Origin of the sequence: Mesorhizobium shangrilense, assembly GCF_040537815.1 — a bacterium.
Lineage (GTDB): Bacteria > Pseudomonadota > Alphaproteobacteria > Rhizobiales > Rhizobiaceae > Mesorhizobium > Mesorhizobium shangrilense.
On sequence record NZ_JBEWSZ010000009.1, the window covers coordinates 22,260 to 43,119 of the forward strand.

General features: G+C 62.3%; 20 protein-coding genes and 1 tRNA gene. 12 read left to right on the forward strand and 9 right to left on the reverse strand.

Going from position 1 to position 20,860, the window contains the following annotated elements; translation table 11 throughout:
* Positions 1–112: 112 nt before the first annotated feature.
* The 4 genes from ABVQ20_RS35895 to ABVQ20_RS35910 all read right to left on the reverse strand — a co-directional run bounded on the left by ABVQ20_RS35895 (position 113) and on the right by ABVQ20_RS35910 (position 4,798).
* On the reverse strand, positions 113–1,588 hold the full coding sequence (locus tag ABVQ20_RS35895; protein ID WP_354464561.1) for a M81 family metallopeptidase: 1,476 nt from the start codon (positions 1,586–1,588) through the stop codon (positions 113–115).
* Between the two features lie 139 nt (positions 1,589–1,727).
* On the reverse strand, positions 1,728–2,552 hold the full coding sequence (locus ABVQ20_RS35900; protein ID WP_354464562.1) for a carbohydrate ABC transporter permease: 825 nt from the start codon (positions 2,550–2,552) through the stop codon (positions 1,728–1,730).
* Positions 2,549–3,418, reverse strand: a complete 870-nt coding sequence (locus ABVQ20_RS35905; RefSeq protein ID WP_227344657.1) for a carbohydrate ABC transporter permease — start codon at positions 3,416–3,418, stop codon at positions 2,549–2,551. The genes ABVQ20_RS35900 and ABVQ20_RS35905 overlap by 4 nt, the downstream gene beginning before the upstream one ends.
* Positions 3,419–3,565: 147 nt before the next feature.
* Positions 3,566–4,798, reverse strand: coding sequence for an ABC transporter substrate-binding protein (locus tag ABVQ20_RS35910; RefSeq protein WP_354464563.1), 1,233 nt, complete (start codon positions 4,796–4,798; stop codon positions 3,566–3,568).
* Between the two features lie 181 nt (positions 4,799–4,979).
* On the opposite strand from ABVQ20_RS35910, the gene ABVQ20_RS35915 reads away from it, so the two are divergent.
* From ABVQ20_RS35915 to ABVQ20_RS35925, 3 genes are read left to right on the forward strand one after another with little or no spacing between them, the layout of a single operon-like run.
* Entirely contained in the window at positions 4,980–5,750 is a 771-nt protein-coding gene (locus tag ABVQ20_RS35915) for an SDR family NAD(P)-dependent oxidoreductase (protein ID WP_354464564.1), read from the forward strand.
* Between the two features lie 2 nt (positions 5,751–5,752).
* Positions 5,753–6,820 carry an ABC transporter ATP-binding protein gene (locus ABVQ20_RS35920; protein ID WP_354464565.1) on the forward strand — a complete coding sequence of 356 codons (1,068 nt, stop codon included), beginning with the start codon at positions 5,753–5,755 and terminating at the stop codon, positions 6,818–6,820.
* A 10-nt stretch (positions 6,821–6,830) separates the two neighbouring features.
* Complete coding sequence (locus ABVQ20_RS35925) at positions 6,831–7,712, forward strand: MurR/RpiR family transcriptional regulator (RefSeq protein WP_354464566.1); 882 nt, start codon at positions 6,831–6,833, stop codon at positions 7,710–7,712.
* A 206-nt stretch (positions 7,713–7,918) separates the two neighbouring features.
* Here ABVQ20_RS35925 and ABVQ20_RS35930 read toward each other — a convergent pair whose 3' ends face one another.
* Together ABVQ20_RS35930 and ABVQ20_RS35935 are read right to left on the reverse strand one after the other, a co-directional pair.
* Complete coding sequence (locus ABVQ20_RS35930) at positions 7,919–8,230, reverse strand: DUF167 family protein (protein ID WP_354464567.1); 312 nt, start codon at positions 8,228–8,230, stop codon at positions 7,919–7,921.
* Between the two features lie 13 nt (positions 8,231–8,243).
* A complete protein-coding gene (locus tag ABVQ20_RS35935; RefSeq protein ID WP_227344663.1) occupies positions 8,244–8,534 on the reverse strand; it encodes a YggT family protein in 291 nt (96 codons plus the stop codon).
* A gap of 161 nt (positions 8,535–8,695) precedes the next feature.
* Here ABVQ20_RS35935 and ABVQ20_RS35940 point away from each other — a divergent pair.
* The 6 genes from ABVQ20_RS35940 to ABVQ20_RS35965 all read left to right on the forward strand — a co-directional run bounded on the left by ABVQ20_RS35940 (position 8,696) and on the right by ABVQ20_RS35965 (position 12,815).
* Positions 8,696–8,771: transfer RNA gene (locus ABVQ20_RS35940), tRNA-Ala, on the forward strand.
* A gap of 275 nt (positions 8,772–9,046) precedes the next feature.
* Entirely contained in the window at positions 9,047–9,283 is a 237-nt protein-coding gene (locus tag ABVQ20_RS35945; RefSeq protein WP_354464568.1) for a hypothetical protein, read from the forward strand.
* 314 nt (positions 9,284–9,597) lie between these two features.
* Positions 9,598–10,347 carry a helix-turn-helix transcriptional regulator gene (locus ABVQ20_RS35950; protein ID WP_354464668.1) on the forward strand — a complete coding sequence of 250 codons (750 nt, stop codon included), beginning with the start codon at positions 9,598–9,600 and terminating at the stop codon, positions 10,345–10,347.
* Between the two features lie 399 nt (positions 10,348–10,746).
* Positions 10,747–11,811, forward strand: coding sequence for a SagB/ThcOx family dehydrogenase (locus ABVQ20_RS35955; RefSeq protein WP_354464569.1), 1,065 nt, complete (start codon positions 10,747–10,749; stop codon positions 11,809–11,811).
* A 151-nt stretch (positions 11,812–11,962) separates the two neighbouring features.
* Positions 11,963–12,214 (forward strand): hypothetical protein, encoded by a 252-nt coding sequence (locus ABVQ20_RS35960; protein ID WP_354464570.1) that lies wholly within the window; start codon positions 11,963–11,965, stop codon positions 12,212–12,214.
* Between the two features lie 280 nt (positions 12,215–12,494).
* Positions 12,495–12,815 carry a hypothetical protein gene (locus ABVQ20_RS35965; RefSeq protein ID WP_354464571.1) on the forward strand — a complete coding sequence of 107 codons (321 nt, stop codon included), beginning with the start codon at positions 12,495–12,497 and terminating at the stop codon, positions 12,813–12,815.
* Between the two features lie 58 nt (positions 12,816–12,873).
* Here ABVQ20_RS35965 and ABVQ20_RS35970 read toward each other — a convergent pair whose 3' ends face one another.
* Complete coding sequence (locus tag ABVQ20_RS35970) at positions 12,874–13,074, reverse strand: DUF1127 domain-containing protein (RefSeq protein ID WP_354464669.1); 201 nt, start codon at positions 13,072–13,074, stop codon at positions 12,874–12,876.
* A gap of 177 nt (positions 13,075–13,251) precedes the next feature.
* On the opposite strand from ABVQ20_RS35970, the gene ABVQ20_RS35975 reads away from it, so the two are divergent.
* Entirely contained in the window at positions 13,252–14,769 is a 1,518-nt protein-coding gene (locus ABVQ20_RS35975) for a winged helix-turn-helix domain-containing tetratricopeptide repeat protein (protein ID WP_354464572.1), read from the forward strand.
* A gap of 36 nt (positions 14,770–14,805) precedes the next feature.
* Here ABVQ20_RS35975 and ABVQ20_RS35980 read toward each other — a convergent pair whose 3' ends face one another.
* Both ABVQ20_RS35980 and rtcR read right to left on the reverse strand, forming a co-directional pair.
* Positions 14,806–15,201: a GFA family protein gene (locus ABVQ20_RS35980; protein ID WP_354464573.1), complete on the reverse strand. Its 396-nt coding sequence runs from the start codon at positions 15,199–15,201 to the stop codon at positions 14,806–14,808.
* A 110-nt stretch (positions 15,202–15,311) separates the two neighbouring features.
* A complete protein-coding gene (gene rtcR / locus ABVQ20_RS35985; RefSeq protein WP_354464574.1) occupies positions 15,312–16,907 on the reverse strand; it encodes an RNA repair transcriptional activator RtcR in 1,596 nt (531 codons plus the stop codon).
* Between the two features lie 208 nt (positions 16,908–17,115).
* Between rtcR and ABVQ20_RS35990 the strand changes: the two genes are divergently transcribed.
* Positions 17,116–18,675, forward strand: a complete 1,560-nt coding sequence (locus ABVQ20_RS35990; protein ID WP_354464575.1) for a vWA domain-containing protein — start codon at positions 17,116–17,118, stop codon at positions 18,673–18,675.
* A gap of 760 nt (positions 18,676–19,435) precedes the next feature.
* A complete protein-coding gene (locus ABVQ20_RS35995) occupies positions 19,436–20,848 on the forward strand; it encodes an RtcB family protein (protein WP_354464576.1) in 1,413 nt (470 codons plus the stop codon).
* Positions 20,849–20,860: the final 12 nt, after the last annotated feature.

Below are 20,860 nucleotides of genomic sequence, written 5' to 3' on the forward strand. Positions count from 1 at the left end.
CGGTTCGACCGGGCGCGACTCCCTGCGGCAGATGGAGGTTGCGCTTCACGCGCGGCGACCCCCTCTGTCGCCTTTGGCGACATCTCCCCCTCAAGGGGGGAGATTACCGGCGTCATACCTTCCAAGGATCAGCCACCCGAGGCCAGATCGGCCGCGTCAGCTTGGTGTAATTCGTCACCGCTGGCTCGCTCGGATACGAACTCGGCGCCGCGACATAGATGATCTCGGCGGCGATCGGTTCGAAGCCTGCATAAAAATGGTTGGTCGACTTGATCAGCAAGATATCCTTGCTCATCGGATCGACGCCGATATTGGAAAAGATATCCGGCTCGAATGTCTGGGTGCGATTGGTGTTGAGGATGATGTCGACCTCGGTGCCCTCGATGCGGACCAACGCGGTCGGCCCGAGCGTCACGCGGCTCGGTCCGAAACTCTGCCATCCCTCGGGAACCGCCTTCAGCACGCGCACGCGCGCGTCGATCGGCTCGCCAGCCTGCGGCCCGGCCTTGCCGCCGAAGCGCAGGTCGATGATGGCGCCCTCGCCCGCGGCCTGGCAGAAGGTCACCGCGATCGGATCCCAGATCGTCGCCACGCCGACCTTGTTCAACCCACGCGCCAGCATCTGCCGCAGCACGACGGTGCCGTCGCCGGGAACGCCACCGCCGGGATTGTCCCAGATGTCGGCGATGACCACCGGCTTGCCCGGCTTTAGCGCGCACACGGCCACCGCCCGGTCGATGCCGGCGGCGGCGCTCAGCATCGTCATCGCCGTCTTCTCGCGAAGCTCGTAGAGTTCCCGCCCCAGCCGCTCCGCCAGCGCATCGCCCTTGGCCTTGTCATTGTCGGTGACGACCAGGATGCGCGTACCCATTTCGGCCACGTCGGCCGCCATGAAACCATGAATGACGGAGACAGACAGCACGCCGTCCTTGCCGTGCAGCGCCTTGATGCGGTCGACAAAGGAGCGCATCGGCTCGCGGCTGGTTGGCAGCACCTGGATCATGCGGCAGTCGAAGGTCGAGATGACCGGCTTGATCTCGCCACGCGCCGCGGCAAGGCCAAGCTCCACCACATGCTCGCCGCGCTCGTAGAAATCAGTGTGCGGAAATTCGAGGAAGAAGGCGAGGATGTTGGAGGCGGCTACCCGCTTCGGCGTCAGATGGCTGTGCGGATCGAGCTCCACCGCGATCACCACATCCGGCCCGACCATCGTGCGGACGCGCTCGAGCAGGTCGCCTTCGCAATCGTCATAGCCCTGCGCCACCATGGCGCCATGCAGGCCGAGGATCACCGCATCGACGGGGAGCGCGACCTGCAACTGGCCGAGGATCTCGTCGCGCAGCGCCTCATAGGTCTGACGCTGCACGAGGCCACCCGGCTCGGCCCAGGTGGCGGTGCCCTCGATGACGGTGAGGCCCTCGGCGGCCGCGCGTCGTCGCAAGGCGACGATCGGCGAGGAGCACAACGTCGGCGTTTCCGGATGCTTGCCGGGACCTGCATAGAAGGCCATATCGAATGAAGCCCGGTCGGTCGGCACCGGCGAGAAGGTGTTGGTTTCCGTCGCCAGCGAGGCGGTGAAGATGCGCATGTTTGGAATTCCGCTTCGCTTCTCAGTTCGGGTTCGTTGCGGCTGGGCATGTAGACGAGATCATCGGCTGTGGCGACAGCGATGCATGCGACGACCCGGACACATGTTTGTGTGACATCCAAAATTCCATTCGGCGCGGCTACTTGACCGCCCCGAGCGCCAGGCCCCGGACCAGATAGCGCTGCAGCCAGATGAACAGGATCGCCACCGGCAAGGTCGCGAGCAGCGTCGCGGCCATCACATGGTGCCATTCGATCGTGTAGCGGCCGGCGACCAGCGAAAACACCTGGATCGGCAAGGTGTAGCTCTCCTGGCTGCGCAGCATGGTGAGCGCCACGACGAATTCGTTCCAGGCATTGATGAAGGTGAAGATGGCGGTCACCGCGATCGCCGGCAGGCATAGCGGCAGGAACACTTTGCGCAAGGTCAGCCAGCGGCCGGCGCCTTCCATCCAGGCGGCTTCCTCGAGATCGCGCGGAATGGTGTCGAAGTAGCTTTGCAGCATCCATACGGTGAAAGCGACGTTGAACGCCATGTAGATGACGCCGAGCGCAGTCGTGCTTTCGATCAGGCCCCAGGCGGCCATCAGGCGGAACAGGCCGAGCACCAGCACGATCGGCGAGATCATCTGCGAGATCAGCAGGAACTGGCGGAAGGCACCGTAGCCGGCGAAGCGAAATCGCGACATGGAGTAGGCGGCGGGAACGGAGATGATGATGGCGCCGACCGTGGCGATGATCGACACGTAGAGCGAGTTGGCGAGCGCCTGGCCAAAGCCGGTCGCCACCCACATGTCGGAAAAGTTCGACCAGCGGAACTCGCTCGGCCACCAGGTCGGCGACAGCACTTCCTGCCTTGGCTTGACCGCGGTGAGGAACATCACGGCGAAGGGAAAGATCGTCACCACGATCAGCGGCGCCAGCAGCAGCCAGGCGATGACGGTACGCTTCAGCTTGCTGTTCATGCGCGTTGCTCCCGCATCGCCAGCCGCACATAGATCATGGTGAAGACCAGCAATATGGCCAGCATCACCAGCGACACGGCCGACGCTTCCCCCAGCTTGCCGATGCGGAAGGCCAGCTTGTAGAGATGGGTGACCAGGATGTCGGTCGAGTTGGCCGGCCCGCCCTGCGTCATCACCCAGATGATCGGGAAGGAATTGAAGACATAGATCGTGTTGAGCACGATGGCGATGTTGATGAACGGCTTCAGCAGCGGGAAGGTAATCTCCCGGAATTGCTGCACGGGCGTCGCGCCCTCAAGTGCCGCCGCCTCGTAGAGGTCCTCGGGGATCGATGACAGGCCGCCGAGGAAGATGGTCGTCGTGAACGGCACCGTCACCAGGATGCCGATCAGCACCTGCATCGGGAACGCCGTCTCGGCCCGCGCCAGCCACTGGATGTTCTCATGGATCAGGCCGAGCCCCATCAGCGCGGAATTCAGCATGCCGCTTTCGCCGTTCAGCGCCCAGCGCCAGACCACCGCCGTCATGGTGAGCGAGACCGCCCAGGGCAGCATGATGATGACGCGGGCGAGGCCGCGGCCATAGAAGTCGGTGTTGAGGATCATCGCCACGGGCACCGATACCAGCAGCGCGCCGCCAACCACCAGGACGGTCCACAAGCCGGTGCGCAGCAGCGCCGAGAGGAAGTCGGGATCGGCGAGGAAGGCCTGGTAGTTGCCGAAATCGTTGAGCTCGCGCAGCTGGCCAAAACGGTTCACATCGTGGAGCGAAATCTGGATCAGGTCCCAGACCGGCCAGAAGATGACCACCGCCGCCAGGAACAGGCTGGGCAGGGTCAGGAGATAGGGCAGGAAACGATTCTGCATCGGCTGGCCAGGACCCTGATGTGGTGGATGTGAAGCCGAAATCGTGCCGCTCGTCCAACGAACTTCGGATGGAAACAGGACAGCGTGTTCGGAAGAGGTGGCGCGCCCGATGATCGGGGCGCGCCACGGGGCGCAGGGAGTACGCCCTTATTTCTTGAGCACCGCGTTGGCCTTCGCCGCTGCATCCTTCAAGCCTGCCTCGGGGTCGCCGCCGAGGTAGATCTTCTGCATGGCATCTGACGTGATCTGCGCGACCTCTTCCCAGCCCGGAATGACCGGCGCGAAGCGGGCATCCGGCAGCAGCGCGGTGAACGCCGCCAGATCGGCATTGTTCACATAGTAGTCCATTTTCGCCTCTTCCTTGTTCACCGGCAGGAAGCCTTCGCCTTGCGTGAACTTGGCGCGCTGTTCCTTGGTGAACAGGAAGTCGAGCAGCTTCCAGGCCTCATCCTTGTTCTTGGAGTTCTTGAACATGATAATGGAATCCGTCACGCCATAGGTGCCGCGCGCGCCGGTCGGTCCAGCCGGGATAGCCGCCACGCCATATTTCAGTTTCGGCGCCTCGTCCTTGATCTGGTTGGACAGGAAGGGTGCGGTAATCATCATGCCGACCTTGCCCTGCTTGAACAGGTTCTGCACGTCCTCGCGGTTGTTGGAGGTGACGCCCGGCTCGGTCAGCCCTTCGTCGATCATCGACTTGTAGAGCTTGGCGGCTTCGAGAGCGCCAGGCGTGCCCAGCCCCGACGTGCCGTCCTTGTTGAGGATCTCGGTGCCCTGGGACCACATTACGTAGTAGTAATAGACGTCGGTCTCGATCTCCTTGCCCTGCAGGCCGAAACCGAAGGTGCCGGAGCCCAGCGCCTTGATCTTGCGGGCGTCTTCCTGCAACTCGGTCCAGGTTGCCGGCGGCTTGGCGATGCCGGCCTTCTCGAAGAGTTCCTTGTTGTAGTACATGGCGCGCGCCGAAGCCGCGATCGGCAGGCCGTAGGTCTTGCCCTCCATGATCGACGGCGACATGAAGGTGTCGATGAAGCGGCCCTTGAAATCAGGTGTGATGTAGCTGTCCAGTGGCTCGGCGACGCCCTGCTGGACGAAATCGATCAGCCAGCGCGTGCCGATGATCGACAGGTCGGCATTGGTGCCGGCGGTGATGTCGGTGGTCAGCTTCTGGAGGAGAACATCCCACGGCACCACCTCGAACTTGACGGTGATGCCGGGGTTCGCCGCCTCGAATTCCTTTTTGACGCCCTCGAAATAGGGACCGGTCTTGGCGCTGTATTCGGCGACGGTGACCCGCACCTCGCCGGCATCCGCCTGCGCCGCGAGCGCCATCAAGCTCATTCCGGCCATCAGGCCGACAGTCCATTTTGCAAGGTTCATTCGATGTCTCCCATTTGATTTGCGCTTCTGCGCCCTCCCGCCATTGGACGACGAAAGATTGTGTGACTTTCCTACATTATCGATCATTTGGTGGCTTGCAAGAAGATTATTCTGTTGCTTAATTACATTCTCTGCACTAGCTCTGACGGCAATTGTCAGGGATCCCAAGGGGTGTCGCACGGTGGGTTCGAAAGCCGAGTTCGAAGGCAAGACTGTCGTGGTGACCGGCGCCGGCGGCGGCCTCGGCTCGGCGATCGTGGCGCTGATGGCGCAGAGGGGCGCACGGGTCATCGGCTGCGACCAGTCGAGCGAGGCGTTGACGAGCCCGCACCTTGCCTCCCGCCATGTCTTCAACCTTCTCGAGCGGGCTTCGATCGAGGGGGCGATCAGCGCGGTCCTCGACAAGGATGGCGTGCCGGATATCCTCATCAACAATGCCGGCTGGACGCGCGCCGAGACATTGTCCGCCCTGACGCCGGACAAGATCGAACAGGAACTCGACCTCAACCTGACCGGCGTGATGCATTTCGCCGATCCGCTGGTCAAGGCGATGGCTGGCCGAGGCTCCGGCAGCGTCGTCTTCATCTCCTCGGTCAATGCCATCGCGCACTTCGGCAACCCCGCCTATGCGGCGGCCAAGGCCGGCATCAACGCCTATGCAAAAGCGATTGCCGTCGAACTCGGCCGCAGCGGCCTGCGCGCCAATGTGGTCTGCCCGGGCTCGATCCGCACCGCCGCCTGGGACCATCGCCTTGCCAAGGACCCCGAAATCCTCGGCAAGCTGCAGCGGCTCTACCCGCTTGGCCGCATCGTCAATGCTTCGGAAGTGGCCGAGGCCGTGGCTTTCCTTGCATCCGAGCGCGCATCGGGCATAACCGGCGTGGTGATGCCGGTGGATGCCGGGCTGACGGCTGGCTGCCTGCCCTTCATCGACGACATATTGGGAGCGTGACCATGACCGACGTCGAGTTTCGCGACCTGTCGAAATCGTTCGGGCAGCACAAGATCCTCGAAAACATCAGCCTCGACATCAAGAGCGGCGAGTTCGTCGTGCTGGTCGGGCCATCGGGCTGCGGCAAGTCGACCTTGCTGCGCATGCTGGCCGGGTTGGAGACGATCAGCTCAGGCGACCTGCTGATCGGCGGCGTGCGCGCCAACGAACTGCCGCCGCAGAAACGCAACATCGCCATGGTCTTCCAGTCCTATGCGCTGTTTCCGCACCTGAAGGCATCGGACAATATCGGCTTTGGCCCCAAGATCCGCGGCGAAACCCGGACTGCCATCGACGACAAGGTCAAGAAGGCGTCGGGCGTGCTGAACCTCTTCTCCTATCTCGACCGCTATCCCCGGCAATTGTCGGGCGGCCAGCGCCAGCGCGTCGCCATGGGCCGCGCCATCGTGCGGGAGCCGTCGGTCTTCCTGTTCGACGAGCCGCTGTCCAACCTTGATGCGCAATTGCGCGTCCAGATGCGCACCGAGATCAAGGCGCTGCACCAGCGACTGAAGTCGACCATCGTCTATGTCACCCATGACCAGATCGAGGCCATGACCATGGCCGACCGCATCGTGGTGATGGACCGCGGCAAGATCCAGCAGGTCGGGCCGCCGCTGGAGCTCTACGACAGGCCGGCCAACAAATTCGTCGCCAGCTTCCTCGGCTCCCCGTCGATGAGTTTTGTTTCCGGAACGCTCAAAGCAGCGCCTGAGAAAAGCTGGTTCGAGTCGGCCGGTGGCGGGCGGCTAGTGCTTGCCGGCAAGGCCGCGCCGGCGGCCGGCGTGGTGGAAGCCGGCATCCGGCCCGAGCACTTCGTCATCGGCGAGGCCGAGGACGCGATGGCGATCAAGGTCGACGTGGTCGAGCCGACCGGCTCCGAGACCCATATCTACGGCACCATTGGCGCCGACACAGTGCGCGCCGTGTTCCGCGACAGGGTTCATGCGCGCCCCGGCGACCTGCTGCCGGTGACCGTCGACCCCGGCAACGTACATTTGTTCGACAAGGCGTCAGGCCTGCCGCTGTGAAAACACAAGCATGAAAACGCCGGCCGACATCATCACGCGCCTGCAGCTGATGTCGCAGGACGGCACCAAGTCGGATCGCCGGCTGGCGAACCTCGTGCTGTCCGATCTCGACTTCGCATCCAAGGCGGCGATCTCGGAGATTGCCGCGCGCGTCGGCGTCAGCGAGCCGACGGTGACCCGCTTCTGCCGCAATCTCGGCTGCGAGGGCCTGCGCGATTTCAAGTTCTATCTGGCGCAGGCCATCGCCATCGGCGGCCAGTACCTGTCGCCCGAACCGCTGAGCCGCGATGCCCGCGAGCAGCGCATCGCCTCCGCCATCACCGAAGCCGCGATCGCATCCATCCAGCGTACCAGCGAGAACCTCGACATGACGACGCTGGTCGACGTCGCCGCGCGCATCGCGACCTCCGGCAATGTGCTGTGCATCGGCTCCGGCGGCATTTCATCGATGATGGCTACCGAGATGCAGAACCGGCTGTTCAGGCTGGGCGTGTCGGTGCTGGCGCAGATCGATGGTCAGTTGCAGCGCATGTACGCCGCCGTTGCCACGCCGGACACAACCGTGGTCGCCTTTTCGGTTTCCGGCTATGCGCGATCCGTCATCGAGGCGGTGCAGGTCGCCCAGCAATATGGCGCCACCACGGTCGCCATCACGGCGCCGGACTCAGCGCTTGCCAAAACCGCCGACACGGTCATCCAGTGGCAACCGCTCGAGGATGGCAACATCTACAAGCCGACCTCGTCGCGCTACGCGCTGCTGGCGATCGTCGACATGATCGTCACGTCGGTCGCGGAGACACGCGGCCCGAAGGTGCTGGAGAACCTGCGCCGCATCAAGCAGAGCGTGAACACGCTGAAGGTAGACGATCCCCGCCTGCCGCTGGGGGATTGAGCTTCTGGGGCCAGAAGGGTTGCATTGCGGTGCAAATAGCCCCCTCACCCGATCGCCAATCGAATTGCGAAGAGCAATTCGGGGCAATCCGGCCTCTCCCCAAGGGGAGAGGAGTACGCTGCGCCCACGCCTTCCTCTCCTCCCCAGCGGGGAGAAGGTGGCCGCGAAGCGGTCGGGTGAGGGGCACTGCCTGGCAGAACAGAGCTTTATGCGCTGAGCGCCTCAACGCTCCTTGCCAACGTCGCCGGCTCGCCGACAACGCGCAGCGTCTTCAACCTGGCGGTGCCGCCGGCGACGACCGAGACAGCCGATGCCGGTACGCCAAGCGTCTTGCCGACCAGTCTTTCCAGCGCCGTGTTGGCGGCGCCGTTTTCCGGCACGGCGCGAACCCGCGCCTTCAAATGGCTTCGCCCATCCGCCGATGTCTCGATGCCTTCAAGCCGGTCCATGGAAGACTTCGGTGTCAGCCGGACGAACAGCTCGATGCCGTTCTCGCGGGTGCGGAACGGCGCGCTCATGCAATCGCCGGGCTCACAGGACCAGCGGCGCTACCGTGGTGAGAATGAACTGCCTGACGAAGAAGAGGAGCAGTAGCAGGATGATCGGCGAGATGTCGATGCCGCCCAGATCCGGCATGAAGCGGCGGATCGGCCGCAAGGCAGGCTCGGTCAGCCGGTAGAGCATGTTGCCGATGCTGCCGACGAACTGGTTTTTCGAATTGACCACGTTGAAGGCGTAGAGCCAGGAAAAGATCGCCGAGGCGATGATGATCCACCAGTAGAGGTCAAGCGCCATGACGATTGTTTGAATAAGGGCGAGCATGCCGGTCTCCGATTGTTGCCGACATGTAGCCACTGCTGGCCAAACCGGCAAGGGCCGCCTTCCGCCGCATGTCCGGCCCGCGGTTGGCAAGGGGGAAATTTCGGCAAGGCGCCGCCTTGACAGGAAACCGCGCCGCCCCATAAATGCGCCATCCGCTGGACGGGGCTGTAGCTCAGCTGGGAGAGCGCGTCGTTCGCAATGACGAGGTCAGGAGTTCGATCCTCCTCAGCTCCACCAGCGGATTTTTCAACCTGCATTTGCCCGATTCAGCTGAGTTGTCGGCGTCACATGTTCGAGTGGCTGACGTCCCATCAGATCGGAGTAACTGAAGGGACGCCAGCCGGCGGATCGACAGGTCCGCCGCAAGACAGATATGGCCGAGTCGCCGGGGTGCGGACATGGCGTGATCGCGGAAGGCGACACGCTAGCCGAGGCGAAACTGACCCGCCCGGGAACGTTATTGCCCACGGCTACGTTCATTGACCGAAGGAACAGACTTTTGGAGGCTGGACATGCGCGGCTTCGAAATGATTGACTTGCTTTGCGTGGTTGACGCTTGCAAGCACGACCAGGCGGTTGGACATTTCGTGTCGACGGCCAAGGCCGTGGAAGAGTTGCGTATCCTGACTGGCGATTTCGAGACCCCGGACGACGTGATGGCGAACGCCCTCTCGAGCGTAGCGCTCAAGCGCGGCTATTCAGTTTTGTTCGACGAACAGGCGGGCGCTGAGATCCTCCTGGCACCGTAGCCTGCCCTGTCGAACGAGTGGCCGGAACTCCGTCGCGCGGGGCCGGCTGCCGACGACGCGACGCTGCCAGCCGGCTTCGGCGCCTTGGCTTCATCCCTGACCATCGCGTCCGGCATCTGGCCACCTGGTTGTCAATTGGACTTATGGCGGTGGTCGCCATCGGGGTCCTGCTATTTGTTTTGACAGCCACCCGGTTATTGTCGGCCGATTGTATCAGTTTTTTCTGTGCGTTGCGTCACGGCGTTCGGTGGGGCGGCCGAAAACGCTATATGGGTTTCCAGCAAAATTATGACTCCGCCTGCGGAAGCAATGAAGTGCCCATTCGCGAGAATATCGCTGCGAACCTTAGACGGCTGTGTAAGGACCATGCCTCGGTAAGCGCGGTATGCCGGGAACTGCGCATCAACCGCACGCAGTTCGAGCGCTACCTGCAAGGCCAGACTGTTCCAAACAAGGCCACGGCCAAGCTCATATGCGACTACTTCCATATCGACGAGGCCGAACTGTACCAGGACCACGGCGGTTCGGCAGCGGGGGTTCCGGGCTTGCCTGCCGTTTCCGAAAGCCTGTTCAAGCAGTTGATACGCCCGCCGAGCCCATCGATAGCGGGGGGAACCTATTTCACCTACTTCTCCATCCCGGGTCGCGCCGACCTGTTGGTGCGGTCGGTGACCTTTGTCCGGCGCGACGCGGAGCTGGTCACATTCAGGAGAGTGACTGGATGGTCCGAACGCCGCGGATCGACATGGGCCCGTGCACGCGGCAATCACTACGGGGTGGCGATCGCACGCCTGAATTGGATCTATTTCAGCGGGGTCAATCGCCGGCAGACCGGCGAGCCGTCGCTCATCTCGGTCCAGTGGGCACCCATCTCGGAACCGGTCCTGACGGGAAAGGCGATGCTGTTGACCGAGTCCGGACCGGCATTTGTCTCTGTTATCATGCGCCAAGAAGTTTCCAACATTAGTCCCAGACATGCGATCCGGATGGCTCACGTCATCAGCCTTGATGACCCCGATGTCGATCAACTCGTGGTCAGCCTTACCAGGGATGGCGTCAGATAACCGACCTCAACCGCAGCTTGTTATGCTAAATGAGGATAAGATATCCGAAAAGAGCATATACTTGAGGCATCCTACTCCAGGTCGGAGTAAAATAAGTTTATGAAGTTTGTACAAAAGCAACAAAAGTTCAGATTGAACCCTTCATCTGATACTCTACTGTAATTTTAATAAACCATTAACTTCTTCAACACTACGTTTCCTTTCGTAGATCCCATTTGGGGGGTCAGGGAAAGGGATGAAAATGGCGAAGAAAGTGAACACCGCTCCGAAGTTGACGATTGCCGCTGGCACGCAGACCGTCTTCTTCTCCCAGGGCATGCACTACAACAAGCGCTGAAATCATGGGGCGTCGACAAGCCATGGCTCGTCGACGCCCCGCTCTGGCAATGGCGTCGACCAATGAAAATGCGCTCCTCAAAAACGCTGGTTTTCTACCCCGGGCAAGACAAGGTCACGGCTTGCAACTTTCTCACCAAGAGCGTGTTCGAATGCAGTTCCGAGGTTATCGGCCTTCTCGCCTCATGGGACGAATGGGCGTCTCCGGCTGATATCGCCCGCGCCAAGGGCTGGTCACGCTCCGAGTTGAAGGCTGTAGTTCCCCAATTGGTCGACTTTTCCGCCCTGGTCACAGCCGGCTCGCAGCTCGCCGAGCAGGAGGCGCAGTTTTCGGGGCAATGGGGCTGGGGCCTGCCGACCGCATTGATGCACTTCTGCGTCCAGGACAGTGAATTCATCACCATCGAGCAATCGGAAGAACGGCAGGTCAAGCGCGCCGGTCATATTCCGCAGCCCGAGCTCATGCTCAGGAATTCGCCCGGCGCCATTCGATTGCCGAACGCGCTGGACGACAATGATCTTCTCGCGCTTATGGCCCAGCGCCGCACCAACCGCACTGCGGGAGCGCCCACCATCACGGCCAGACAGCTCTCGGACTGCCTGTTCGCCGGCATGGGCATCACCGGCGAGACGACCAACTGCGTAGGGTCCCTGCCGCTCGGCATGACCCCTTCGGGCGGCGCCAGGAATCCCTACGAAGCCTATGTCGTCGCGCTGGCGGTGGAGGGCCTGGACCCCGGCGTCTACCACTATTCCGCCGCCGACCACGACCTTGGCCGGATCTCGGCAAACCATGTGCCGAAAATCTCCGAATTGATCGGCGGGCAGGAATGGGGAGACGCAATGCCCTGCCTGATCCTGCTCTGCGCAAAACTTGATCGCACGATGTGGAAATACGAGGACGCCAATGCCTACCGTGTCGTGCTGATCGAAGCCGGCCATATCGGCCAGAACATCATGCTGGCAGCGACAAGGCATGGCCTGTCGGCGTGTCCCACGGCAGCGCTGTGCCATTCGTCAATCAAGCGGCTGCTGGGCCTCGATCGCCTCACCGACGCGCCGATCTACGCCTTGACCATCGCCGCCCCGGCAAAAGATTCGCCCGACGCGGGCCAGTCGATCAACTAGAGTATCGGATCAAGGACTTTAGACCTGGCAGTAGAATAAGGAGGTGGACAAAAGACGCAGTCAAAGCGGGCAATCCGCAACCATTATGCATCAGTACACTTAGTTGCCAGTAAGCGTTCCTAGAGTTTCACCCAATTGACAGGAGCCACACGTGGCAAATCAATCGTTACGTCAGTCGGAAATCGACAGCCTCCAATACATTGCTACGATGACCAATGAGCTCGTCCAGATGGCGGAAGCGGGCCGTTTCCCAATGATCTCCTATCTGCTGGGCATGGCTTATGCGGAAGCCTTCGACGTTCTTCGCGGCGCACGGCCGGCACGGCACGCGAGATTTGGCAGCGAGCCGCGGTATCCCAAGGCCCATCCAGGGGACAGTCACGCTCAGCCAAGGAGAGCGTAGCAAAAATGCCGATGGCGGTTTCGAACGCAGAGACAGGCTCTGTGCCTGGAATGAGCCGATGGGAGATACTGTGCGCGCTGCAAAGCCTGCTGCCGTCCCTGAAAACGGCCGCGGCCCGCCTCGATCGCGTCCAGATGGCCTATTGGCTTGAGCAAGCCGACGCCAAGGTGGCCAACATCATCAGGGGCCGACCAAGCGACGCCACGATAGTTCCGGCATTGATCGCATCCTGCCCTGAAGGGCGGACATCGGCCTGCAGCAGCATAGGGGGATACCACGCATGAACATGATGGCACCCATCACGGGCATCGATACAGATGATGTATTTAGCCGACTTAGAGATATGATCGGCAGACGGCCGGACTCACCCGATGACGCCCGCACTGAGGCGCGCCGGCTCGTTTCACGGGCAATTGCCTATACATGCCATGCCGACAACCTCTGGGGCGCGGTGGATGCATTTCACGCTCATTTCGATTTCTTGATGCGGACAATCGATATCAACGGAGCCGGCGACCCGGGCCTGCGGAGCCTTCGCATGAAGTGCCGTTTCTACCTGGAACAGGTCGAAGCCCTCTGCCAGTCGCAGGCCTATCGATAGACAGGAGCTGATGCGAAGCATATCGCTTGGTCGTCGAGGCCGGGTCTGCATATCCGCCTTATCGTTGCCAGAAGGGCAGCTTGGCGATCTCCTCCTCGACCTGCAGTCTCGTCAGGCCGATATCATCGATCAAATGGGGATTGTCCTTCGCCATCCGCTTGAGTTCCCAGCGATAGCGTGTCCGCTCGCGCCAGGTCGCGATCATGCTTCGCAGGGTCGCCAGGCTGTAGCGACGCCGCGACACGTCCGCCGGCTCCATGGCCGCCGGCTCCACGACCGTTCCCGGCCGTACTGCGCGATGCGGTGCCGATGCAAGAGTATCCTTCACAGCAACCTCCATGTGACCGAGCTGAAAGAGGTTGAATTCTGCTGGATACGGTCAGCGCCGTAATTAAGCCCTCCCAAATAGTTCTCAAAACTTCCAAACGGGCTATAGATGCGCCCTATGCAGGGATCGCGCTTTGCCTTTGGTCCGTTCGTGCTTGATCCGGATGCGGGAACGCTGCTTCGGAGCGATGTTCCCGTTGCCGTTGGCTATCGCGGGCTGAAGCTGCTCGCGGCGCTCGTCGGTCGGCCCGGCGAAATCCTGGGCAAGGCCGAATTGATGGACGCGGCCTGGCCGGGCACCGCCGTCGAGGAAGGCAACCTCACCGTCCAGATCGCGCAGTTGCGCAAGCTGCTGGGTTCGCCCGCTGTCGGCGGTGAATGGATATCAACGGTTCCGCGCGTCGGCTACCGCTTCACGGGGGCCATCGAACGGCTCGGTGACGCGAAGCGAAAACCTCTGCCGCTGCCCGACAAACCATCGATAGCCGTGCTGCCCTTCGTCAATGTCAGCAACGATCCCGAGCAGGAATCCTTCGCCGATGGATTGACCGAAGACCTGATCACCGACCTGTCCAGGAGCGCCGGCCTGTTCGTTATCGCGCGCAACTCGGTCTTTGCCTACAAGGGAAAGGTCATGGATGTGCGCGAGATCGCAAGGGATCTTGGCGTGCGCTACCTGCTGGAGGGTAGTGCAAGACGCGCCGCCGGGCGCGTGCGCATCAATGCAAAACTGGTCGACGCGGAAAGCGGCGATCATCTATGGGCCGAACGCTTCGATCGCGGCCTGGAAGATATCTTTGCTGTTCAGGACGAGGTGACAGCCAAGATCGTGGAGGCTTTGCTCGGCCGGCTGCGCGCAACGTCGCCGCGCAACCGACCCAGGAATCTCGAGGCTTACGATCTCTGCGTGCGGGCGCGCAAGCTGATCGACGATTCGCCGCAGATGGCAAGGGAAGCGCATCTGATGCTCACCCGTGCGGTTTCGCTCGATCCGGAATACGCTGAGCCCTATCGCTGGCTTGCCATCAACCACTGGATGGGCTGGGTGCATTCCGGCGGGCCAACGGAAGCTGACCGAAACGTTGCTTTGGAGCTGGCGCGCAGGGCCGTGGCGATCGATCCCAATGATGCTGGCTGCCGCTGGATCCTGGCTTACCTGCTTGCCTATGAGCGCAGCTTCGCCGAGGCGGATGCGGAATTCGCCAGGGCAATCGAGCTCGATCCGAACGAGGCCGACACCTGGGCGGCATTGTCCGACATCGCGGTCCTGGCCGGGCGGGTCGAAGAGGGCCTTGAGCATATTCGCAAGGCGTTCCGGCTGAATCCTTTCCCGGCAAGCTGGTACTATCTGACGCTCGGGCAGGCGCAATATGCGGCGCGCGAATACGAAGCCGCTATCGAAACGCTGCGCAGGGACGAGACCTATCGGACAAGCTCACGCCGCTTCCTGGCGGCGAGCTTGGCGCAACTCGGCCGGCTCGACGAGGCGCGCGCCGAGGTCGAACTGTTCCTCGTCGGCAACCCGCGTTTCACAACCCGCCACTGGGCGACGACCGAGCCATTCCGCGACGCAGCGACGCTTGAGCATTTCGTCGACGGCTACCACAAGGCCGGTCTGCCGGAGTGACGCGTCGTTCGATCCGAAAGCTACCGCTCGTGCGACCTATCCCTCGAAGCGATCTGTGTCGTCGTCACGACCGCGCTCGTATCGCCTCGTGAACGGAAACGGCGGCAACCAGGACTCGCGACGGACGGTCCAGCTTTCGTAGGTCGGCATGAATTGGTCAGGGGCATCCAGCGATCCCAGGTGCACTTCGATTTCGTCCGCGCTGCGCGCGAAAACGGACGAGCCGCAGCGGGGGCAGAAAAACCGCCCGAGGTAATCACGTGTCTCGCCCTCGATCATCACCGCATCCTGCGGGAACACAGCGGCAGCGTAGAAAAGCGCCCCGTGATGCTTGCGGCAGTCGAGACAGTGACAAATGCCGACCCGGTATGGGGCTCCCGACGCCACGATGCGGACGTCGCCGCACTGGCAACCGCCGGTGAATCGGTCCATGCTGCGCCTCCTCTGAAATCAAGCTGCCGGAATGGCTACAACGAACAGTGCTGTCACCGCAATTGCCGGAGGCAGGGAGCATCGCTTGCCAAATCGACGCGCGGTGCCGATCATCGCCGGGCAATATCCTCGAAGCTGAGATCGAACCGCATGAGGTACTTTCGCAAGCGGTCGGCATCATTGCCGCTGGTCTTCTGCAGCCTCGAGACGGCGAACAGTTTTCGCCCGGCCGCGCTGATCGAATTGCTGTCGCGGCAAACCTCCAGCACGGTCGCCAATTGCGCCCGGTCGAAGATGTCGATCCGGCTTTGCCGCTCAGGTCCGAGAATTTCCGCCAGAATGGCGTCGCGGTCACCGGCATCGCCGGCGCGCCACAAGACGCCGAGCCGCTCGGTCTCGTCGCGCACCGTCTCCTCGTTGATGCGGCCGAGCGGCGCCAGCGTCGCCATGCGGGTGATGGATGCCGAGAGGTCGCGGAAATTCGCCCGCCACATCGCCTCCGGCGCGATGGCGAATTTCAGGTAAAGGTCGCGCGCTTCCTTGTTGAAGGTGACGTTCTGTCCCTCGCGCTCGCTGAAGCGGCGCAGCTCGAATTCGAGATTGGGCTCGATATCTTCCTTGCGGTCGCGCAGCGCCGGCAACTGGAAGGTCCACAGGTTTAGCCGAGCGAACAGGTCCTCGCGGAACCTGCCCTCCTTCACGCCGATCGACAGATCGCGATTGGTGCCGGCCAGAAGCTGGAAATCCGACGTCACGTCCTGGTCGGCGCCGACCGGCAGGAAGCGCTTTTCCTCGATGGCCCTGAGGCACATGGCCTGCTCGTCGAGGCCGAGTTCGCCGATCTCGTCGAGGAACAGCACGCCTTTGTTGGCCGATTTCATCAGCCCGGCGCGCTCGTTCTGGGCGCCGGTGAAGGCGCCCTTGACGTGGCCGAACAGCGTCGACATCGCCTGGTCGCCGCGCAGCGTCGCACAATTGACCTCGATGAAAGCGCCGGAGACCTGCCGCTGCGCCTTCTTCAACTCATAGATGCGCCTCGCCAGCTGCGACTTGCCCGCGCCCGTCGGACCGGTGAGCAAGACCGGCGCCCGAGAGCGGATCGTCACCTTCTCTATCTGGTCGATCATCTGGTTGAAGGCGGGATTGCGTGTGGCGATGCCCGATTTCAGGAACGATGTCGCCTCGTCGCGCTCGGCCGTAAAGCGCGTGGCGATCGCGTCGTAGCGGGACAGGTCGAGGTCGATGATCGAATGGCTGCCCGATGCGTCGTCACGTCCCTCCTTGCGTGGCGAAAGCTGCAACAACCGCGCAGGAATGAAATGGGCCTCGGTGAGCAGGAACCAGCAGATCTGGGCGACATGAGTGCCGGTGGTGATGTTGACGAGGTAATCTTCCTTCTCGGGATCGAATGTATAGGCGCGAGCGAAGTCGCGCAGCGCGGTATAGACTTCGCTGAAATCCCAATGATCCTTCATGCCGACGATGTGCGGCCTCACCTCGGTCGCCGGGGAAACCTGCTCGATGTCGGCAATGATCTGACTGGCCAGCCGCTGCGAGTGAACGTCGTGAATCAATTCCAGCCGATCGATGAAAAGCCCCGGCTGCTGGCACAGCGCTACCGTCGGTCGCCATCTTTTCCAGCGATCGTCCCGCCCGCTCGCATCAAGCGTCGTACCAAGAATGCCGATCGCAACACGTCTTCTCATTTTATCCCATGATATAAAACTGGATATTTTTGGATCATTATACAGGCGCTTGCTTAGACAGCACCAGAGGCCTCAGGGTTTGGAGAGAATTTTTATTTCTTAATAAGATCAGCTAGTTACGTGAATTTCGGTGAACCGACCCTCGCTCATCCGTCCAACTGGCACGCTGCCTGCAATGATGCTGGTGTGAAAATGAAGGATGAGATCAATGGCGAACAAATCCGTGTTTGCGACGATTGCAGGAAAGCTGCTCCCGCCGGCTGACGCTCGGAACCATGAAGGCGCCCAGGCTTATCGCCCGTCGCCTGAGCAGGCTCTGGCGCAGCTGGCGGCGACGGGAACGTTCAACGCGACCTTCTATGCCGAGCCGCGCGAGCAGCTGGACGAGATGCTGAAGCTCGCCTGGCAGGTCGAGCCGGGGTTCCTGGCACGCACCGCCGTCCACGCCTTCGAGCAGGGTTTTATGAAGGACATGCCGATACTGTTGCTGGCCGTTCTGTCCTGCATGCAGGGCGACGAATTCAACCGTGCGTTTGGGCGGATCGTGCGGAACGGCAAGATGCTGCGCAACTTCGTGCAGGTGATGCGTTCCGGCGCCACCGGGCGCAAGTCGCTGGGCACCCGGCCGAAGCGTCTTGTCCAGGCGTGGCTCGAGCACGCGGCCGACTTCGAGATCATGCGGGCTGCGGTCGGCAATGATCCGTCGCTGGCCGATGTCATCAAGATGGTTCACCCGAAGCCGAAATCAGCATCGCATGAAGCGCTTTATGGCTACCTGATCGGCAAGCCGCATGATGTCGCGGCGCTGCCGGAGGTGGTGAAGAGCTTCGAGGCATTCAAACGCGATCCGTCGCTGCCTGTGCCCGCCGTGCCGTTCCAGATGCTGACCTCGATGTCGCTGACGCCAGCGCATTGGGTGCAGGTCGCGCAAACAGCCGGATGGCAGATGCTGCGGCAGAATCTCAATACTTTTGCCCGCAACGGCGTGTTCAAAGTGGAAGGGTTCGCCGAGAAGCTGGCGGCGCGACTGCGCAACCCGGAAGAGATCCGGCGCGCCCGGGTGTTCCCGTATCAGCTCATGGTGGCCTTCACCATGGCCGACGCGGAGGTGCCTGGCGTGGTCAAGGACGCACTGCAGGATGCGATGGAAATCGCGCTCGGCAACGTTCCGCAGGTCGACGGCAATGTGGTCGTGTGTCCGGACGTCTCGGGCTCGATGAGCTCGCCGGCGACCGGTTACCGCAAGGACGCCACGTCGGTCGTGCGTTGCATCGATGTGGCTGCCCTGGTGGCCGCCGCGATGCTGCGCCGCAACCCGACGGCCAGGGTGCTGCCGTTCGAGAACGATGTGGTGGATATCCACCTCAACGCCCGCGACACGGTGATGACCAACGCCGCGAAGCTTGCCGCCATCGGTGGTGGCGGAACCAACTGTTCGGCGCCGCTGGCACGGCTGGTCCGTGAGAAGGCCAAGGTCGACCTGGTGGTGTTCGTGTCGGACAACCAGTCCTGGGTGGATGCTACGGCGCATGCACATCAGGGGACGGCGACGATGCAGGAATGGCGCAAGCTGAAGGCGTTGAACTCGGAAGCCAAGCTGGTCTGCGTCGACATCCAGCCCTCCACGACGACGCAGGCGAAGCCTCAAGTCGACATCCTGAATGTCGGCGGCTTCTCCGACCGCGTCTTCGACGTGGTCGGCACGATGCTGACCTCGAACGGCGACCCCGACCATTGGGTGCGCACGATCGAGGCGGTCGAACTCTAAACTACGGTCCCGGCGCTACGTTTGCCGGGACCACCCGAAATTCAGGGCATGACGAATGCCGATGGAACTACAGGGCTTCCAGGTCGCGGGTTCGATTCCCGCCGGAGCAACAGCTCCGTAGTTCAGCGGTCAGAACGGGAATATAAGGTTTCACAATAGACTTGTCGTCACACCTCGCAAGAAACAGCCGCAGCGAATGCCCGATGGAACTACAGCACAAATGGGATGCTCCGTGAGGTTCGACTCCTCACCTTGCAGGCGCTCTCTGGCACGAGCGGGACTCCCGATGTTTCATCACCCCTTGTCGCCGCGGCGACGTAATAGAATGGCGAATGCAGGCAGGACTACAGGTAGCGCGCCCGTCGAAAGGCGGGAGGTCGGGTGTTCAAATCACTCTCTCGCTCTGCGGAGCGAGGTGGCGCAGTCACCGTCTTGCCAACCCTTGTCGCCAGCCGATTGAACAGGGCGAATGCCTGCGGGAATACATTGGCATCTGGCGGTTCGAATCCGCCCGTCGGTCGGTTGACCGATCGGTTTCTCGCATCGACTTGTCGCCCGCCGGAGAGAAAGAGAATGAATGGCGAATGCAGGCAGGACTACAGGGATAGAGCGTCCGCAACGAAAGTCGCGGAAGGTCGGATGTTCAAGCCATCCCTTCCATCCGAGGATGGAAAGTAGCTCAGTAACTGTCTTGCCGATCCCTTGTCGCCAGTCCGCAATACGCAGTACTGCCCAGGGCAGTGTACCGAAAGTGAAAGACATGACCGAGATTTTGAGTGGACAGGATTTGATCGACGCCGGCATGGGGCAGGGCAAGTGGTTCGGCAAAGCGCTGGCCGCCGCCAACGCGGTGCTGGAGAGCGGCGGATCGCAGGGCGATGCGCTGGAGGTCGCGCGTGGCTTCGCGCCGCCGCCGGCCGTGGCTTTGCAGGTGGCCGCCTCCGTGCCGCTGCATCTGAACATCCAGGCGGATACGCCGGAGGAAACGGCCAACGTCGAAGCGGTCACGCGCACCATGACCGAACTGATGCGCACGCCGGTCGTCCGCGCTGGCGCCATCATGCCGGATGCCTGCCCGGCTGGTCCGTTGGGCACCATTCCGGTTGGCGGCGTCGCGGTGTCCGAGGCGATCCATCCCGGCATGCATTCGGCTGATATCTGCTGCTCGATGGCCATCTCGGTATTTCCGGGCGTCGCGCCTGCCGCATTGCTCGATGCCGTTCATGGGGTCACCCATTTCGGGCCGGGCGGGCGTCAGCGCGGCCAGCAGATCCGACCGGCCAAGGAGGTCTTCGAGCGTTTCGAGGCCAACCCGTTGCTGCGCGACCTGACCAGTGCCGCGATCGAGCATTTCGGCACGCAGGGCGACGGCAACCATTTCGCCTATGTCGGCACCCTGAAGTCGAGCGGCGAGACGGCGCTGGTCACCCATCACGGCTCGCGCTCGCCGGGCGCGCGGCTCTACAGCAAGGGCATGAAGATCGCCGAGGGCGTCCGTAGGACGCTGTCGCCGGAAACCTTGCCGCATAACGCCTGGATCCCGGCCGATACGCGGGAAGGCGATGAGTATTGGGAGGCCCTGCAGACGATCCGCGAATGGACCAAGGGCAACCACATGCTGATCCATGATCTCGCGGCCGAAAAGCTGTCGGCGAAGGTGTCGGACCGGTTCTGGAACGAGCACAACTTCGTCTTCCGCCGTTCGGACGGGCTGTTCTACCACGGCAAGGGCGCCACGCCGGCCTTCGACAACTGGGCCGATGACGCGACCGATCTGACGCTGATCCCGCTCAACATGGCGGAACCGGTGTTGATCGTGCGCGGCAGGAACGCGGCGCACGGACTTGGCTTCTCGCCGCACGGCGCCGGGCGCAATTTTTCGCGCACCCAGCACCGGCGCATGCAGGCGGGGCGCAGCGACGCCGATATCTTCACTGAGGAGACGAAGGGCATCGATGCCCGCTTCTTCTCCGGCGTAACGGATATTTCCGAGCTGCCGAGCGCCTACAAGAACGCGGCCTCGATGCGCCGCCAGATCGAACATTTCGGCCTGGCGGAGATCGTCGACGAGGTGCTGCCTTATGGCTGCATCATGGCCGGCGACTGGGAAGCCAATGCGCCCTGGCGCAAGAAGAAGGAGCGGCGCTCGCAGGAGGAGCGCCAGCGGTCGTGAAACACCATCGGG

Bases quoted from the DNA above. Each gene is read 5' to 3' on its own strand.
- ABVQ20_RS35975 (WP_354464572.1), top strand. From the start codon at position 13,252: ATGCGCCCTATGCAGGGATCGCGCTTTGCCTTTGGTCCGTTCGTGCTT.
- ABVQ20_RS35925 (WP_354464566.1), top strand. From the start codon at position 6,831: ATGAAAACGCCGGCCGACATCATCACGCGCCTGCAGCTGATGTCGCAG.
- ABVQ20_RS35945 (WP_354464568.1), top strand. From the start codon at position 9,047: ATGCGCGGCTTCGAAATGATTGACTTGCTTTGCGTGGTTGACGCTTGC.
- ABVQ20_RS35995 (WP_354464576.1), top strand. From the start codon at position 19,436: ATGACCGAGATTTTGAGTGGACAGGATTTGATCGACGCCGGCATGGGG.
- ABVQ20_RS35935 (WP_227344663.1), bottom strand. From the start codon at position 8,534: ATGCTCGCCCTTATTCAAACAATCGTCATGGCGCTTGACCTCTACTGG.
- ABVQ20_RS35905 (WP_227344657.1), bottom strand. From the start codon at position 3,418: ATGCAGAATCGTTTCCTGCCCTATCTCCTGACCCTGCCCAGCCTGTTC.
- ABVQ20_RS35980 (WP_354464573.1), bottom strand. From the start codon at position 15,201: ATGGACCGATTCACCGGCGGTTGCCAGTGCGGCGACGTCCGCATCGTG.
- ABVQ20_RS35970 (WP_354464669.1), bottom strand. From the start codon at position 13,074: ATGGAGCCGGCGGACGTGTCGCGGCGTCGCTACAGCCTGGCGACCCTG.
- ABVQ20_RS35895 (WP_354464561.1), bottom strand. From the start codon at position 1,588: ATGCGCATCTTCACCGCCTCGCTGGCGACGGAAACCAACACCTTCTCG.
- ABVQ20_RS35900 (WP_354464562.1), bottom strand. From the start codon at position 2,552: ATGAACAGCAAGCTGAAGCGTACCGTCATCGCCTGGCTGCTGCTGGCG.
- ABVQ20_RS35965 (WP_354464571.1), top strand. From the start codon at position 12,495: ATGAACATGATGGCACCCATCACGGGCATCGATACAGATGATGTATTT.
- ABVQ20_RS35930 (WP_354464567.1), bottom strand. From the start codon at position 8,230: ATGAGCGCGCCGTTCCGCACCCGCGAGAACGGCATCGAGCTGTTCGTC.
- rtcR (WP_354464574.1), bottom strand. From the start codon at position 16,907: ATGAGAAGACGTGTTGCGATCGGCATTCTTGGTACGACGCTTGATGCG.
- ABVQ20_RS35955 (WP_354464569.1), top strand. From the start codon at position 10,747: ATGAAAATGCGCTCCTCAAAAACGCTGGTTTTCTACCCCGGGCAAGAC.
- ABVQ20_RS35910 (WP_354464563.1), bottom strand. From the start codon at position 4,798: ATGAACCTTGCAAAATGGACTGTCGGCCTGATGGCCGGAATGAGCTTG.
- ABVQ20_RS35990 (WP_354464575.1), top strand. From the start codon at position 17,116: ATGGCGAACAAATCCGTGTTTGCGACGATTGCAGGAAAGCTGCTCCCG.
- ABVQ20_RS35920 (WP_354464565.1), top strand. From the start codon at position 5,753: ATGACCGACGTCGAGTTTCGCGACCTGTCGAAATCGTTCGGGCAGCAC.